The organism is Streptomyces sp. JLSY215 (assembly GCF_059682825.1).
Genome location: NZ_CM185022.1, coordinates 1,102,959 through 1,116,859 on the forward strand (window position 1 = coordinate 1,102,959; position 13,901 = coordinate 1,116,859).

Annotated in this window: 12 protein-coding genes; 4 read left to right on the forward strand and 8 right to left on the reverse strand. The window is 70.6% G+C overall.

Annotated features, from left to right (window positions below):
- Positions 1 to 85: 85 nt before the first annotated feature.
- A complete protein-coding gene (locus AC5677_RS04940; protein WP_497193768.1) occupies positions 86 to 814 on the reverse strand; it encodes a S16 family serine protease in 729 nt (242 codons plus the stop codon).
- Positions 815 to 1,148: 334 nt separating this feature from the next.
- Positions 1,149 to 2,618 carry an amino acid permease gene (locus AC5677_RS04945; protein ID WP_497193769.1) on the reverse strand — a complete coding sequence of 490 codons (1,470 nt, stop codon included), beginning with the start codon at positions 2,616 to 2,618 and terminating at the stop codon, positions 1,149 to 1,151.
- A gap of 152 nt (positions 2,619 to 2,770) precedes the next feature.
- Here AC5677_RS04945 and AC5677_RS04950 point away from each other — a divergent pair, with 152 nt between their 5' ends.
- Positions 2,771 to 3,613 (forward strand): IclR family transcriptional regulator, encoded by an 843-nt coding sequence (locus AC5677_RS04950; protein ID WP_497193770.1) that lies wholly within the window; start codon positions 2,771 to 2,773, stop codon positions 3,611 to 3,613.
- Positions 3,614 to 3,631: 18 nt separating this feature from the next.
- On the opposite strand, the gene hutC is transcribed toward AC5677_RS04950, so the two are convergent.
- The 4 genes from hutC to hutH form a co-directional block, all read right to left on the reverse strand.
- Entirely contained in the window at positions 3,632 to 4,381 is a 750-nt protein-coding gene (gene hutC / locus AC5677_RS04955) for a histidine utilization transcriptional repressor HutC (RefSeq protein WP_497193771.1), read from the reverse strand.
- A gap of 183 nt (positions 4,382 to 4,564) precedes the next feature.
- A complete protein-coding gene (locus tag AC5677_RS04960) occupies positions 4,565 to 7,318 on the reverse strand; it encodes an aminotransferase class I/II-fold pyridoxal phosphate-dependent enzyme (protein WP_497193772.1) in 2,754 nt (917 codons plus the stop codon).
- A complete protein-coding gene (gene hutI / locus AC5677_RS04965) occupies positions 7,311 to 8,525 on the reverse strand; it encodes an imidazolonepropionase (RefSeq protein WP_497193773.1) in 1,215 nt (404 codons plus the stop codon). The genes AC5677_RS04960 and hutI overlap by 8 nt, the downstream gene beginning before the upstream one ends.
- A gap of 101 nt (positions 8,526 to 8,626) precedes the next feature.
- The gene (hutH, locus tag AC5677_RS04970) at positions 8,627 to 10,162 is read right to left on the reverse strand and encodes a histidine ammonia-lyase (RefSeq protein WP_497193774.1); all 1,536 of its coding nucleotides are present in this window, start codon (positions 10,160 to 10,162) and stop codon (positions 8,627 to 8,629) included.
- 116 nt (positions 10,163 to 10,278) lie between these two features.
- Here hutH and AC5677_RS04975 point away from each other — a divergent pair, with 116 nt between their 5' ends.
- Positions 10,279 to 11,052, forward strand: a complete 774-nt coding sequence (locus AC5677_RS04975) for an IclR family transcriptional regulator (protein ID WP_497193775.1) — start codon at positions 10,279 to 10,281, stop codon at positions 11,050 to 11,052.
- A gap of 100 nt (positions 11,053 to 11,152) precedes the next feature.
- Here AC5677_RS04975 and AC5677_RS04980 read toward each other — a convergent pair whose 3' ends face one another.
- On the reverse strand, positions 11,153 to 12,115 hold the full coding sequence (locus tag AC5677_RS04980; RefSeq protein WP_497193776.1) for an alpha/beta fold hydrolase: 963 nt from the start codon (positions 12,113 to 12,115) through the stop codon (positions 11,153 to 11,155).
- A 138-nt stretch (positions 12,116 to 12,253) separates the two neighbouring features.
- Here AC5677_RS04980 and AC5677_RS04985 point away from each other — a divergent pair, with 138 nt between their 5' ends.
- Together AC5677_RS04985 and AC5677_RS04990 are read left to right on the forward strand one after the other, a co-directional pair.
- Positions 12,254 to 12,565: an ArsR/SmtB family transcription factor gene (locus AC5677_RS04985; protein WP_497193777.1), complete on the forward strand. Its 312-nt coding sequence runs from the start codon at positions 12,254 to 12,256 to the stop codon at positions 12,563 to 12,565.
- Positions 12,566 to 12,622: 57 nt separating this feature from the next.
- On the forward strand, positions 12,623 to 13,315 hold the full coding sequence (locus AC5677_RS04990; RefSeq protein WP_497193778.1) for a maleylpyruvate isomerase family mycothiol-dependent enzyme: 693 nt from the start codon (positions 12,623 to 12,625) through the stop codon (positions 13,313 to 13,315).
- A gap of 105 nt (positions 13,316 to 13,420) precedes the next feature.
- Here AC5677_RS04990 and AC5677_RS04995 read toward each other — a convergent pair whose 3' ends face one another.
- On the reverse strand, positions 13,421 to 13,828 hold the full coding sequence (locus AC5677_RS04995) for a winged helix-turn-helix transcriptional regulator (protein ID WP_497193779.1): 408 nt from the start codon (positions 13,826 to 13,828) through the stop codon (positions 13,421 to 13,423).
- Between the last annotated feature and the right edge of the window lie 73 nt (positions 13,829 to 13,901).

A 13,901-nucleotide genomic window follows, 5' to 3' on the forward strand; every position in this document is an offset into this window, starting at 1 on the left:
GGCAGCGCGCAAGAGCCGTTCCCGGTGATCGAGCGGCGACTCGTCGGCACCTCACGGCAACGAGCGTCCAGGCCGGGCACCCTGGTCAGCAGGTGGGGACCCGGCCGCCCGTGGTCAGAGCGCGCAGGGCGTGCACCGCCTCGCGGAGGGTGGCGACGGGGATCAGCCGCAGTCCGGCCGGGGCCGGCTGCACCTGCTCGCACTCCGCCTTCGGCACCAGGAATACGCTCGCCCCATCCCGCTTGGCCGCCTGGACCTTCAGCGCGGCTCCGCCCACCGCGCCCAGCTTCCCGTCGGCGTCCATCGTCCCCGTCCCCGCGATGATGCGCCCACCGGTGAGACCGCCGCCTGCGCCGTCACCGGCCAGCTTGTCGACGATGCCGAGCGAAAACATCAGACCGGCGCTCGGGCCACCCACATCGTCGAGCGCCAGCTTCACCTTCACCTTCCGAGGGTCCTGCCCGAGCAGCCGGAGCGCGGCGGAAGTGGCCGCGTGCTGCGAGGACTTCATTTCGGCGGTGTTGTGCCGCGCGACTTCTTCGTCGGACGCACCCGACGGGAACACGGCCTCCCTCGGCATCACGGCACGGTCCCTACGCAACCAACCCTCGGCCAACTCCCCCAGGTGTACGGCGACATGCGGTCCGGTGGCCCGGATCGCCACCATCCGCAGCTGCCCACTGGTTCTGCGCACCGGGGCGCCACTGATGGAGACGACCTCGGTGCCGTGGTACACACCGAGGACGTTCGTGGTCTGTCCGGGCCGGGCGAGGGAGTACGGAAGCGGCGCGAACGCCGCGACCGCGAGCAGCACAACAACAAGCCCGGTGCAGAGAACGAGGGCGCGGAGGCGTGCGGGGACAGTCGGGCGAACCGAAGTCGCTTCGGGGGAAGGGCGAGTCGTCACCAGGTCAATCTAGGACGACGCTCCACGGCGGCTGCCGCCGGCCTACGGACAGAACCGGCGCGCCCCCGGACCACGCCGGTCACAAGATCCGCCGGACAGGCCGGTGGTCGGCGGCGACGGCATCCCGGCGGGAGCGAGGACGGCCGACAGGCCCGCGGATCCGTGTCTTCCCCGGCAGGGAATGGGCTGCGGGCCGTCGGCGCACTGACCGGCGGTCGGTACGAACGTCAGCGGGCGGGGCCTACCGACGGGTTAGCGGCGTCCTCGTGTCGGAAGTGGGCGCGGGGCCTTCCGGGTCCGCGAGGTCGTTCTCCACTGCCGCCTCCTCCGTGGCGGAGTTCGACGGCGTCGGGCCGGGGCTCCGCCGCCGTACCCGGACGTAGTGGACGACGGCGAGGAGCGCCAGCCACACCACGCCGACGACCAGGGCGATGCGGGTGCTCTCGTAGAAGCCGAGCACCACCAGCACGCCGACCATGAAGACGATGGCGGCGATCTGCCCGTACGGCCAGAAGGGGACCGGGAATTTCAGGGCCTCCTGCTCCCCCTGGGGCATGTCCCGTCGTGCCTTCACCTGCGTCAGCAGGATCATCACCCAGACCCATACCGTGGCGAAGGTGGCGATGGAGGAGATGATCAGGAAGATCTGGTCGGGCATCAGGTAGTTCATCACCACGCCCAGGAGCAGCGCGCCGATCATGATGAGGGTGGTCACCCACGGCACGCCGTTGCGGCTGAGCCGCTGCATGACCGCGGGGCCCTGCCCGCGCTGCGCCAGGCCGAACATCATGCGGCCCGCGGCGAAGATGTCGCTGTTGATCGCGGAAAGGGCGGCGGTGAGGACGACGGCATTCAGCACGGCGGCCGCGGATTTGAGGCCGACGCCGGTGAAGATCTCCACGAAGGGGCTGCCCGAGGTGCCCACGTGCTGCCAGGGGTTGACAGCCATGATGACGGCGAGGGTGAGCACGTAGAAGAGGATGATGCGCAGGGGGATGGAGTTGACCGCGCTCGGGATGGTCCTCTCCGGGGAGTCCGCCTCGCCCGCCGTGACGCCGATGATTTCCGTGCCGCCGAAGGCGAACATCACAACGGCGAAGGAGACGATGAAGCCATGGGGGCCGGTGGCGAAGAAGCCGTTCTCCCAGAGGTTCGACACGCCGACGTGGCTGCCGCCGCTGCCGAGGCCGAAGGCGATCACGGCGATGCCCGCGAGGATCATCGCGATGATGGCGATGATTTTTACCAGTGAGAGCCAGAACTCCAGCTCGCCGAAGACCTTGACGCTGACGAGGTTGAGCGCGCCGATGAGGAGGACGGCGCCGAGCACCCAGATCCAGCGCGGCACACCGGGGGACCAGAAGCCCATGTAGACGCCGACCGCGGTGACGTCCGCGAGACAGACGATGACCATTTCGAAGACGTAGGTCCAGCCGGTGGTGAAGCCGGCAAGCGGGCCGAGGTGCTTCGTGGCGTAATCACCGAAGGAACCGGCGGACGGAGAGTGGACGGCCATCTCGCCCAGGGACCGCAGGACGAGGAAGACGGCGGCGCCGCCGATCAGATAGGCGAGGAGCACCGCCGGCCCGGCGGCTTTGATGGATTCCGAGGACCCGTAGAAGAGTCCGGTGCCGATCGCCGAACCCAGTGCGATGAAGCGTATGTGGCGAGAGTTGAGCCCTCTGCTCAGCGTCGCCTTTTCGGTGGCCAACTGTGCTCTCCCTTGGGACCAGTGGTGATGGGGGTGCGGGGCGCTTGAAGAGGCGGGGGTGAGGCGATGGCTCTTCCGGAACGGGTGCGCCGCGCACCACGGAAGCACTCTGTATAGTCCTGTATATACAGGCGTTGTCAAGAGGTGATCCAGTGAGTGAACAGGAAGGCACGCCGGGGTCGGCGTCGAGCACATCGCCCGCGGTCGGCCGCGCGCTGGACATCCTGGTGTACCTTGCCGGCCGGTCGGGACCGGTGAAGGCCGCCGCCCTCGCCCGGGATCTGGGCCTCCCGCGTTCCTCGGCCTATCACATCCTCACGGTGCTGACCGAGCGCGGATTCGTCACCTACCTCCCGAAGGAGCAGACGTACGGCCTCGGCGTGACCGCCTTCGAGATCGGCTCCGCCTACCTGCGGCACGAACCCCTCGAGCGGCTCGCCCGCCCCATCCTGCGTACCCTCGCGAACCGCCTCGGCCAGACGGTGCACTTGGGCATCCTGCACGGCGCGGAGACGGTCTACCTGCTCAAGGAGCGGCCGCCCGCGGGCCGGGCCGGCGATGTCGACATCGCCCTCGTCACCGACATCGGCGTACGGCTGCCGGCCCACCTCACCGCCAACGGCCGCGCCCTCCTCGCCCACACCTCCGAGGCGCAGCTCAGGGCGCTCCTTCCCCGGCCGGGCGACCTGACCACCCGCACGGGCAAGGGGCCGCGGACACTGCCGCGCCTGATCGGCGAACTGGCACGGGAGCGTGCACGCGGCTGCTCGGAGGAGGTCGAACTGGTCAGCCAGGGGTTCCGTTCCATGGGGGTGGCCGCGTTCGACCACAACGGGCGGCCCGTCGCCGCGATCAGCAGCACCTGGCGCTGTCACCACTGCCGGCACGACCTGGACCAGGTGCGCCATGTCCTGCGGCAGGGCGCGGCACGGCTCACCGCGGCCGTCTCGGGACGTGCACCGGGAACGGGAACGGGGGCGACCACCGCGGCGTGAGCGCGGCCGCCCCGCCGATCAGTGCGTGTCGAACGCGCCCTCAAGGCGGTAACGGGAGCCGGGGTGCAGCAGCCGCGCGATGCTGACGAGGAGATCCCTCGACCAGGTGCGGCGGACCACGAGCAGGCACGGCTCGGAGGGCGCGACGTCGAGGATCGCGCACTCCTCCGCGGACGCCAGCACCGCCTCCACGATGTGCTCGCCCCTGCCCAGTGGCGCGACCTTGGAGAGGAACGCGAACGGCGTCTGCCGGCTGAAGTCCTGATCCAGATAGCCGGGCGCGAAGACCGGATTGACGTAACGGTCCTCGAGCTGGAGCGCCACCCCGTCCTCGTAGTGCACCACCCGCGAGTGGAAGACCGGCTGCCCCTTGCCGAGACCGAGCTGCGCACCGGTCTTCGGGTCGGCCTGCTCCTCGCTCACCGTCAGCACACGGGCCTCGTACCGGTGGCCGCGCTGGCGCACCTCATCAGCGATGTTGTGGACCTCGAGCAGGGCGGAGGTGGCCTTTCTCGGCGCCACGAAGCTGCCGACCCCCATGACCCGCCGGATGACGCCCTCGGTGGCCAGCTCGCGCAGCGCGCGATTGATCGTCATGCGGGACAGGCCCAGCGCCTCGACGAACTGGCTCTCCGACGGCAGAACGTCGTCCTCACGCCAGTGGCCGCCCGCGATCTGCTGCACCACGAGGTCCTTGACCCGCTGGTACGCGGGAGAGGCGCCGGCCGAGCGCTGCGCGTACAGCCGGCTCAGGTCAGCCGGATCCACGACCAAGCCGTCCACCGTCCTCGTCATCCGCTGCGCCGCCGTTGTCCCTGCTCCACCGGAATCTTAAAGGAGACGTCCCGGCTCTTCCGCACCGCGGACCGGCCTCCGGCCGGATGGGCGAAAGCCCCCTTCCCCTGGGTCTCCGAGGCTCAGGGGAAGGGGGCTGCCCTTTCCGGATGCGCCCTATCGCGCACCCGCGAGCCGCGCCTGCAACGCGGCCTCGGTGAAGACCCGGTATCCGGTCTCCGGGACGTATCCGTGGATCTCGCGGGTGTCCAGGGCCTCCATGTAGGCCAGCACGTCCTTGCTGATCACCTGGCCGGGAACCAGCACGGGGAAACCCGGCGGGTAGGGGGTGACGAACGTGGCGGAGACGACCGACCGGCCCTCGGCCATCGCTTCGGTGATCGCCTGAGCGGAGAGGTAGTCACATTCGGTGTCGTCGTAGGCGAGGAAGAACGCCGCGCGCATATCACCCTCGGGCGTGTGGGCGCTCGGGCGGAAGGCCGGGTGGAACTCGCTGAAGTCCGGCAGGGCGGCGGACAGGCTCCCGAGGCCGTTCACCACCTGAAGGTGCGCGGCGCGTTCGCGGGGGCTCATCTCCCCGACCCGCTCCTCCAGGTCCTCGGCGATCTTGACGAGCACCTCGATGAGATAGGCGACCGCGCTGCGCGTCGTACCGATGTTGGTCATGAACAGCAGCGTGTTGCGGGTGGTTTTGTTGACCTGTACGCCGTACCGGTCCATCAGGAGCTCGTGCTTGAAGGTGTCGCCGTCGACACCTGTGAGTCCGATGTGCATCGTCGCGCGGGTGGGGTCGAGGACGAACTCGTCCTCCTCCCAGGCCTCCGCCATCCGCGCCATGCCCGTACGCAGCGGCTGCTCGACGCCGGAGGAGCGGTACCGGGGCGGGATGAGCTCCGGTGTGGTGAGGAAGCGCAGGTAGCGGCTGAGCAGGGGGTGCTGGTCGATGGCGTCCCTCAGCACCCCGGCCTGTTCGAGCTGCTTCTGCACGAGCTCGAAGCCCTCCAGCACCGCCTGCCGGCGGCCCAGGTCCATGGAGGCGAGGATCTGGTAGTTGGGCGACGTCGACGTGTGCGTCATGTACGCCTCGTGGAAGGTCTCTGCCACCTTGTGGCGGAAGTCCTGGTCGAAGACGTGCACCATGGAGCCCTGACGCAGGGACGTCAGCGTCTTGTGCGTCGACTGCGTCGCGTACACCCGCACCCGGACCTGCTGCGGGTCGGGCATCAGCCGGTGGGCGAGGAGGGTCTCCTCATCCGGGTCGTCGCCGAGCCGCTCACGGTGGGCGGCGTACTCCTCGGCGTACCGCGCGTCGCGGTAGCGGTCTGTGAGTTGGCGGGCCGCGGCCATCGCCGTGCGGCGACGGTAGACGGGGTGGAAGCGGGCGAAGGCGAACCACGCCTCGTCCCAGAGGAACGCCAGGTCCGGCTTGAGGGCCAGGCACTCCTCCATCACGCGGGAGGGGTTGTAGACGATCCCGTCGAAGGTGCAGTTGGTGAGCATGAGCAGCTTGACGCGATGGAGGACGCCCTCCTTCTTCAGCATCAGCAGCTTCCGCTTGATCTCCTCCACCGGCACGGCTCCGTACATGCCGTACTCGTCGAGGGGATAGGCGTCGAGGTAGACGACGTGGGCGCCGGCCAGCACCAGTCCGTAGTGGTGGGACTTGTGGCAGTTGCGGTCCACGAGCACGATGTCGCCCGGCCGCACCATCGCCTGCACGACGATCTTGTTGGCGGTGGAGGTGCCGTTGGTGACGAAGTACGTCTGCCGGGCGCCGAAGGCCTCGGCCGCCAGGTCCTGGGCCTCCCTCAGCGGGCCGGTGGGCGCGAGGAGGGAGTCCAGGCCGCCGGAGGTGGCGGAGGTCTCGGCGAGGAAGATGTTCAGCCCGTAGAAGCCGGCCATCTCCGGTATCCAGTGGGAGTTGACCACCGAGGTGCCGCGCGAGATGGGCAGGGCGTGGAAGACACCCGTCGGCCGCCGGCTGTAGGCGCGCAGCGCGGTGAAGAACGGTGCGCGGAACCGTTCGGCGATGCCGTGCAGGATCGACAGGTGCAGTTCGAGGAGTCCTTCACGAGCGTGGAAGACCCGCTGGAAACGTCGGCTGAGGCGGCCTGCGGTCGTCTCCACGGATGCCTCGGACATCAGGTACAGATCCAGCTCCGGTCGGAGCGCGAGCAGCCGGTCCCCCAGCGCCTGCGCCCGTTCCTCGCTGTGCCGCCAGTGCTCTTCGGGAATGCCGGCGGAGGCGTCCGCGGCGGCGCCTTCGAAGAAGCGCCGCACCACCTGAAGGTCGTGCAGGGAGCGGTCGGCGAACCGGTGGCGGATCACCACGGCCTGCAGACCGGAGTTCACGAGCGACGCGATGACCGCGTCCTCGAAACTGGGGGCCACGACGAGCTCGTACACGAACTCGTCCTCGGGGCGGCGCAGTTGGCGCAGCTCCTTGCGGAGTGCGTCCTCCTCCGCCGCGTCCATCTCGCCGACGACGAGGACTTCGAAATACGGCCTCGCCGCCGGTTGGGATGCCGGATCGTCCGCCGTCCCGTCGTCGCCGAGGATGCCCGGGGCCCCTGGAGAAGTCGGCGGCGAAGCCGCGGTGGCCGCGGTGTTCCGGTAACTGCCGCTGCCCAGCGCGCGGTTGAGGTCCTCGGTACGCCTGGCGAGCCGCTGGTATTCCCCGTTCCCGTACAGCCGACGGAGCTCGTCGAGGCCGGCCGTGCCGGGGAAGGCCCAGCAGTTCTCGATCGGCGCCAGCAGCGCGAGCAGCTCCTCCAGCCGCTGGGTGATCCGCGGATGCGCGTGTGCCCCCTGGTCCGAAAGCTGGTGGGTGAGGTCGGCCAGCGAGCTCCAGGCGTCGGCGCGCAGCTGCCCGACGCTGTTGTGCACGCTGGCGGTCGGCAGGTCACTCACCGGGACGGCCGCCTTCCCAAGGACGGCCCGCACGCCGGACCGCCGAGACCAGCGGCACCCCGGGGCGGTAGGCCAGATGCACATGGGAGGGTGCGTCCAGGACGACGAGGTCGGCCCGCGCACCGGGCGAAAGACGTCCGACATCCGCGCGGCGCAGGGCCTGCGCACCGCCGGCCGTCGCCGCCCACAGCGCCTCGTCGGGCGTCATGTGCATCTCCCGTACGGCCAGCGCGATGCAGAAGGCCATGGAACTCGTGTAGGACGAGCCGGGATTGCAGTTGGGTGAGAGGGCCACCGTGGCACCGGCGTCGAGGAGCCGGCGGGCGTCGGGGTAGGGCGAGCGGGTGGAGAAGTCCGATCCCGGCAGGAGGGTGGCGACGGTGTCCCCCTGCGCGAGGGCATCCACGTCGGCATCGGTGAGGTACGTGCAGTGGTCGGCGGAGGCCGCTCCCAGCTCCACGGCGATCTGGACGCCCGGCCCGTAGGAGAGCTGGTTGGCGTGGACCCGGGGTACGAGGCCCCGGGCCGCCGCCGCCGTGAGGACCGCCCGCGCCTGGTCACCGTCGAAGGCCCCCTGCTCGCAGAAGACGTCCACCCAGCGGGCGTGCGGTGCGCAGGCGTCCAGCATCGGCCCGGTGACGAGGTCGACGTAGCCGCCGGGGTCGTCGGCGAACTCCGCCGGCACGAGGTGCGCGCCCAGGAAGGTGACCTCGTCGGTGTGGGCGGCGGCCACCGACACGGCGCGCGCCTCGTCCGCCACCGTCAGGCCGTAGCCGGACTTGATCTCCAGAGTGGTGGTGCCCTGCCGGAGCGCCTCGCGCGCATGGCGCTCGACCACCGCGTGCAGCTGCGTGTCGGTGGCGGCCCGGGTGGCGTCGACGGTGGTCTGGATGCCGCCGGCGGAGTACGGGCGGCCGGACATGCGGGCGTTGAACTCGGCCGTACGGTCGCCGGCGAAGACGAGGTGGGAGTGTGAGTCGACGAAACCGGGGATCACGGCCCGGCCGCCGACGTCCACCCGCTCATCGGCCGACGGGGCACGGTCGGCGGGGCCGGCCCAGGCGATCTCGGTACCGTCGATGAGAAGCGCGGCATCGGTGAGGAGGCCGAGCGGGCCCCGGCCGAGGGCCGGGTCGTTGGTGACCAGTGAGCCGATGTTCGTGACGAGTGTGGTGGCTGCACCGGTGCGTGGATGGTGCGGTTCCATGCGGATACTCCTGAGTGAGCGGGAAGCTGACCGTTCCTGGGCGGGCCGGGCGGGCGGTGTCCCCGGGCCCGGAACCTCCGGCCCGCCCTGGAACGGCTGGGTCAGAGCAGCGGGCCGGTGACGGACTCCGCGGCGGCGAGGGCGCGGCCGGAGATGACGTACTGGACGGTCGCCTCGATTTCGGGGGCGAGCCAGCGGTCGGTACCGGGGCCGTCGACCTTCTCGCGCAGCCCGTCGCGGACGGCCGCGGTGGCCGGAGACGGCACCAGTGGGGCCCGCATGTCGAGGGCGCGGGCGGCGGTGTAGATCTCCACCGCGAGGACGCGGCTCAGACCGTCGAGGGCGCGTCGCAGCTTGCGGGCGGCGGCCCAGCCCATCGAGACGTGGTCCTCCTGCATGGCGCTGGAGGGGATCGAGTCGGTGGAGGCCGGCACGGCCAGCCGCTTGAGCTCGGAGACGATCGCGGCCTGGGTGTACTGGGCGATCATGTGGCCGGAGTCGACACCGGGGTCGTCGGCCAGGAAGGCGTTGAGACCTCGGTTGCGGGCGGGGTCCAGGAACCGGTCCGTGCGGCGTTCGGCGTTCGAGGCGAGGTCGGCAACCGTGATGGCCAGGAAGTCGAGGACGGCGGCGACGGGGGCGCCGTGGAAGTTGCCGTTGCTCTCCACCCGGCCGTCGAGGGTGACGACGGGGTTGTCGACGGCACTGGCCAGCTCGCGGGAGGCCACCAGCTCGGCATGGGCGAGGGTGTCGCGGACCGTGCCGTGGATCTGCGGTGAACAGCGCAGCGAGTACGCGTCCTGGACGCGGGTGCAGTCCGGTCCCTTGTGGCTGGCGACGATGGCCGAGTCGGCGAGCAGGGAGCGCAGGTTGGCGGCACTGTCGGCCTGGCCCGGATGCGGGCGCAGCGCCTGCAGGTCGGCGGCGAAGACGGCGTCGGTGCCGAGCTGGCCCTCGACGCTCATCGCGGCGGCGATGTCGGCGGTGCGCAGCAGCAGACGCAGGTCGTGGGCGGCGAGGACGAGCATGCCGAGCATGCCGTCGGTGCCGTTGATGAGGGCGAGGCCCTCCTTCTCCTCCAGGACGACGGGGGTGATGCCCGCGGCGGCGAGTGCCTCGGCGGCGGGCTTGCGCTCACCGCCGGCGGTGCGGACCTCGCCCTCGCCCATGACCGCGAGCGCGCAGTGCGCGAGGGGGGCGAGGTCGCCGGAGCAGCCGAGGGAGCCGTACTCGTGGACGATCGGGGTGATACCGGCATTCAGCAGAGCGGCGTAGGCCTCCGCGGTCTCCGTGCGGACGCCCGTGCGGCCCGTGGCGAGGGTGGACAGGCGCAGCAGCATCAGCGCGCGGACGACCTCGCGTTCGACCTCCGGTCCCGAGCCCGCGGCGTGCGAACGGACCAGGCTGCGCTGGAGCTGGGCGCGCAGTTCGGTGGGGATGTGGCGGGTGGCCAGGGCACCGAAACCGGTGGAGACGCCGTAATGGGGCTTGGCGTCGTCGGCGAGGGCTTGGATGACCTCGCGGCTGCGGGCGATTTCCTTGAGCGCTTCCGGGGCGAGGGCCACCGGGGCGCCAAGACGGGCAACGGACAGAACTTCGTCGGCGGAGAGCGCGCCGACACCAACAACAACGGTCATGCCTCTATGAAGCCCCAGGTAAGCGGGGGTCTGCGAGGGGGGCGGGGCGGGTTGTGTCTGGTATCCCAGACGTTTGGTTTTGCGCCTTCACCGTTTACTCTCGTTACTCTCGCCCCATGAGCATCGTTCCTGCCGCCGCGCAGGTGCTGGCCGTCCTGCGCTTCCTGGCGCGGCAGGCCGCGCCCGTGCCCGCGGCCGCCATCAGCCGTGACGTGGGGCTGCCCCGCTCGACGACGTACCACCTGCTCGACACCCTGGCCGCGGACGGCTTCGTCGTCCATCTGCCGGAGGAGCGGCGCTACGGCCTCGGCGTGAGCGCCTTCGAGCTCGCCTCCGGATACGAGCGCCAAGGGCCGTTCCAGCGGCTGGCACGGGTGCCACTGGCCATGCTCGTGGACCGCACGGGGCACAATGCGAACCTCGCCGTGCTGCACGGCCGCGAGGTCATTTACGTGATCGAGGAGCGCGCCCCGGGCAGATCACCGCTCGTCAGCGAGGTGGGGGTACGGCTGCCGGCCCACCTGACCGCCAGCGGGCGAGCGGTGCTGGCGCTGCTGCCCCCCGCGCAGGTGCGGGCACTCTTCCCTGACCGGTCGGCCTTCGTGCTGCGGCACGACGTCGGCCCGGCATCGCTGACGGCGCTGCGGGGCCTGCTGACCCAGGTGCGGCGCCGGGGATATGCGACGGAGGAGGGCGAGGTCACCCCCGGCCTCTCCTCCGTCGCCGCGCCGGTGCTGGACCACCACGCCCGCCCGATCGCCGGCGTCTCCGTCACCTTTCCCGGCGAGTCGGCCGACGAGGCGGAACGCCGCCGGATCGCCGGTCACGTCGCGCAGACGGCACGGGAGCTGACCCGCCGGGTGGGGGGCGTCATCGCGGTGCAGCGGTGATGCGGCTCACCGGCTCCCGGTGTGCGCGGCGACCCTTGCGTTGTTCCCGCCGTCCGCGGAGGCGGGTGTCCCGCCGCTGTGCGGCGTCATGGGTCCGGCCTCAGCGGGTGGCGGCGCCGCTCGGTGCGGCGTCGTGCGGCCGGTCGCGGAAGAAGCGGACGAAGTGGCCGATGACCGCTTCGGGTTGTTCCTCGGGGAGGTAGTGGCCGCTGCCGGGGACTTCGACGATTTCGAGGTCGGTGGCCCGGGATGCGAGGACCGGTTCCAGGATGGCTCGGGTGCCTTCGCCACCGCCGAGGGCCAGCACCGGAGCGGTCAGAGGGGCGTACGTCGTTCCGTCGGCGATGTCCTGGGCAAGGGCCCGGTACCAGGCGTTGCCGGCGCGGATCGCCCCGTCACCGGAGTAGGCGCGGGCGTAGACGTCCCGGTCGTGGTCGGTGATGGCGGCAGGGTTCGCGGCGAGGTAGTCGATCATCCAGTCGATCAGCAACCGGGCACGGCCGGCGAGGAGCCGTTCGGGCAGGTCGGGGACCTGGTTGAAGGCGAACCACCACAGGAACCGGCCGGGGCCGGCGTGGATGTCGCCGTCGACTTGATGGCGCCCGGGTACCGGCAGCAGGGAGTGGCCGAAGAACCGGTCGTCCGGTGGCGCGATGTCCAACAGTGCGACGCGGCGCGTCATTTCGGGGTGGTTGGCGGCGAACGCGTACGCGACCATGCCCCCGATGTCGTGCCCCGCGATATGCACGGCGTCGTATCCGAGGTGGCCGACCAGGCCGCGGATGTCCGCGGCCATGGCCTTCTTGTCGTACCCGCCGGCGGGTTTGCCCGAGCCGCCCATGCCGCGCAGGTCGACGGCGACGACCCGGAAGCGCTCGGCGAGTGCGGGCATGACCTTGTGGAACTGCCACCACGTCTGCGGCCATCCGCCCAACAGCAGCAGCGGATCGCCGTGACCGCCTGCCACGTAATGCAGGCGAACCCCGCCGATCTCGGCGTGGCGGCTGACGAACCCGCCTTCCAGTGAACGTGCCAGCTCGACGTCGGACACTGCGTCAGGCATGCGCCCCCCTGGGAACAAGTACGTTTGTACGGGAGAACCGTACAATAGTCGAGTCTCAGATCCCTTTGCCCAGTGGCCACTTGGAGCGAACGGGAACGGTCGACGTACGGCTGTACGGATATGCCGTAGCCTCGAAACATGGCCGCTCTCCTGCACCCGACCCGCGAACAGATCACCCTCGAGGACGTGTTGGCCGCACTCGGGCACCCGGTGCGAATGAAGATCGTCCGCGCGCTCGCGTCGGGAGCGGAGACCTACTGCGGTGCGATCGAGACGGACGCACCGAAATCCACCCTCACCCACCATTGGCGAGTCCTGCGCGAGAGCGGCGTCATCCGCCTCCGCCACGAAGGCCGCAGAAACTACCTCACCCTGCGCGCGGACGATCTCGAAGCGTGTTTTCCCGGGCTCCTGACCGTCGTCTTCCAAGGCCGGACCCAACCGTCCTGAACGCTGTGCCCCACAGACCGGCTCCGGACTCCCGCCCGTGTCGGATAGCTTCGCCGCATGGAACCCTCTCCGCTTCTCCGCCACTTGCGCCGTGAACTGGACGCTTTCCGGGACTGCCTCGACGGGGACCTCACCGCGCGGGTCGAGCACTGCGGCGACTGGACGCTGCTGAACCTGGCGGAGCACGTGGGCAGTTCGAACCTCTCGGCGGCCGTCGCAGTCACCCAGAAGCGCGGTGGCTACGAACCGCCTGCCGCGCCGCGCGAGCGGGCCGCTCTGGTGCGGTGGTTCGACGATGCGTCGCAGACGCTGTACGAGGCACTGGACACCGATCCATCCGCTCCCGCCTGGACGTTCCACCCGCCGCACACCGTCGGCTTCTGGCAACGGCGCCGCTGCCTGGAGGCACTCGTCCACCGCTGGGACGCCGAACGCGCGTCGGGTGCCCCGCGACCGCTCGACGCCGGACTCGCGGGCGAGGGGGTGGCCGAGGTCTTCGACACGATGGCGCCCCGGCAGATCGCCCGCGGACGCACCCGGCCGCCGACGGCCACCCTGCGCCTGGAAGCCACCGACACCGGCGCCTCGTGGGTGTACGGCCCCGGTGCACCGGTGGCCGCGCTGGCCGCGCCCGCGGAATCATTGCTGCTTCTGCTGTGGGGGCGAATGCCGCTCGACGGCGGGGCGTTCGTCTGGGACGGCGACGAGAAGGCAGGCCGGCGGATCCTGCAGGGGCCCCTCACCCCCTGACCTTGCTCGACGCGAACACACAACACCGGGCCGTGCCGGCTGCCGTCCTGACGCACGCCGCCGCGAGACCGGCGAGCGGAAGGCGCGGCGGTGTTGCCCGTGGCTTCACGGCGCCGCGGAACCGGCTCCGTCGAACACCTCACGGTTACGGACGATCTCCATCTGGTGTGCCTGCACCCAGCCCACCACGTGCGTGACGGTGGCGTCGAGCGATCGCCCCAGCGGGGTGAGCGCGTATTCGACGCGAGGCGGTACTTCGGCGTAGGCCGTCCGCGTGATCAGCCCGTCGCGGGTCAGCGAACGGAGCGTCTGGCTGAGCATCCGCTGGGAGATCCCGGCGATCCGCTCGTGGAGGACCGTGAAGCGCAGCGGTCCGTCGGCGAGCGTGGTGATGACCAGGACGGTCCACTTGTCTCCGACGCGGGCGAGCACATCGCGCACGAGTTCGATGGTCGCCGCGCACTCCGGGGTGACCCCGGCGGCCGCCAGCTGGGAGCGCAGTGCGGAATCCATGTGCCGGTTCCCTTCGAGTGCGTAGCTGACGTCAAAGTGCGTGAGCGCCAGACCTTGATCACGGCGGCCGCAC

Bases quoted from the DNA above. Each gene is read 5' to 3' on its own strand.
- hutI (WP_497193773.1), bottom strand. From the start codon at position 8,525: ATGGAACCGCACCATCCACGCACCGGTGCAGCCACCACACTCGTCACG.
- hutH (WP_497193774.1), bottom strand. From the start codon at position 10,162: ATGACCGTTGTTGTTGGTGTCGGCGCGCTCTCCGCCGACGAAGTTCTG.
- AC5677_RS04975 (WP_497193775.1), top strand. From the start codon at position 10,279: ATGAGCATCGTTCCTGCCGCCGCGCAGGTGCTGGCCGTCCTGCGCTTC.
- AC5677_RS04980 (WP_497193776.1), bottom strand. From the start codon at position 12,115: ATGCCTGACGCAGTGTCCGACGTCGAGCTGGCACGTTCACTGGAAGGC.
- AC5677_RS04985 (WP_497193777.1), top strand. From the start codon at position 12,254: ATGGCCGCTCTCCTGCACCCGACCCGCGAACAGATCACCCTCGAGGAC.
- AC5677_RS04990 (WP_497193778.1), top strand. From the start codon at position 12,623: ATGGAACCCTCTCCGCTTCTCCGCCACTTGCGCCGTGAACTGGACGCT.
- AC5677_RS04995 (WP_497193779.1), bottom strand. From the start codon at position 13,828: ATGGATTCCGCACTGCGCTCCCAGCTGGCGGCCGCCGGGGTCACCCCG.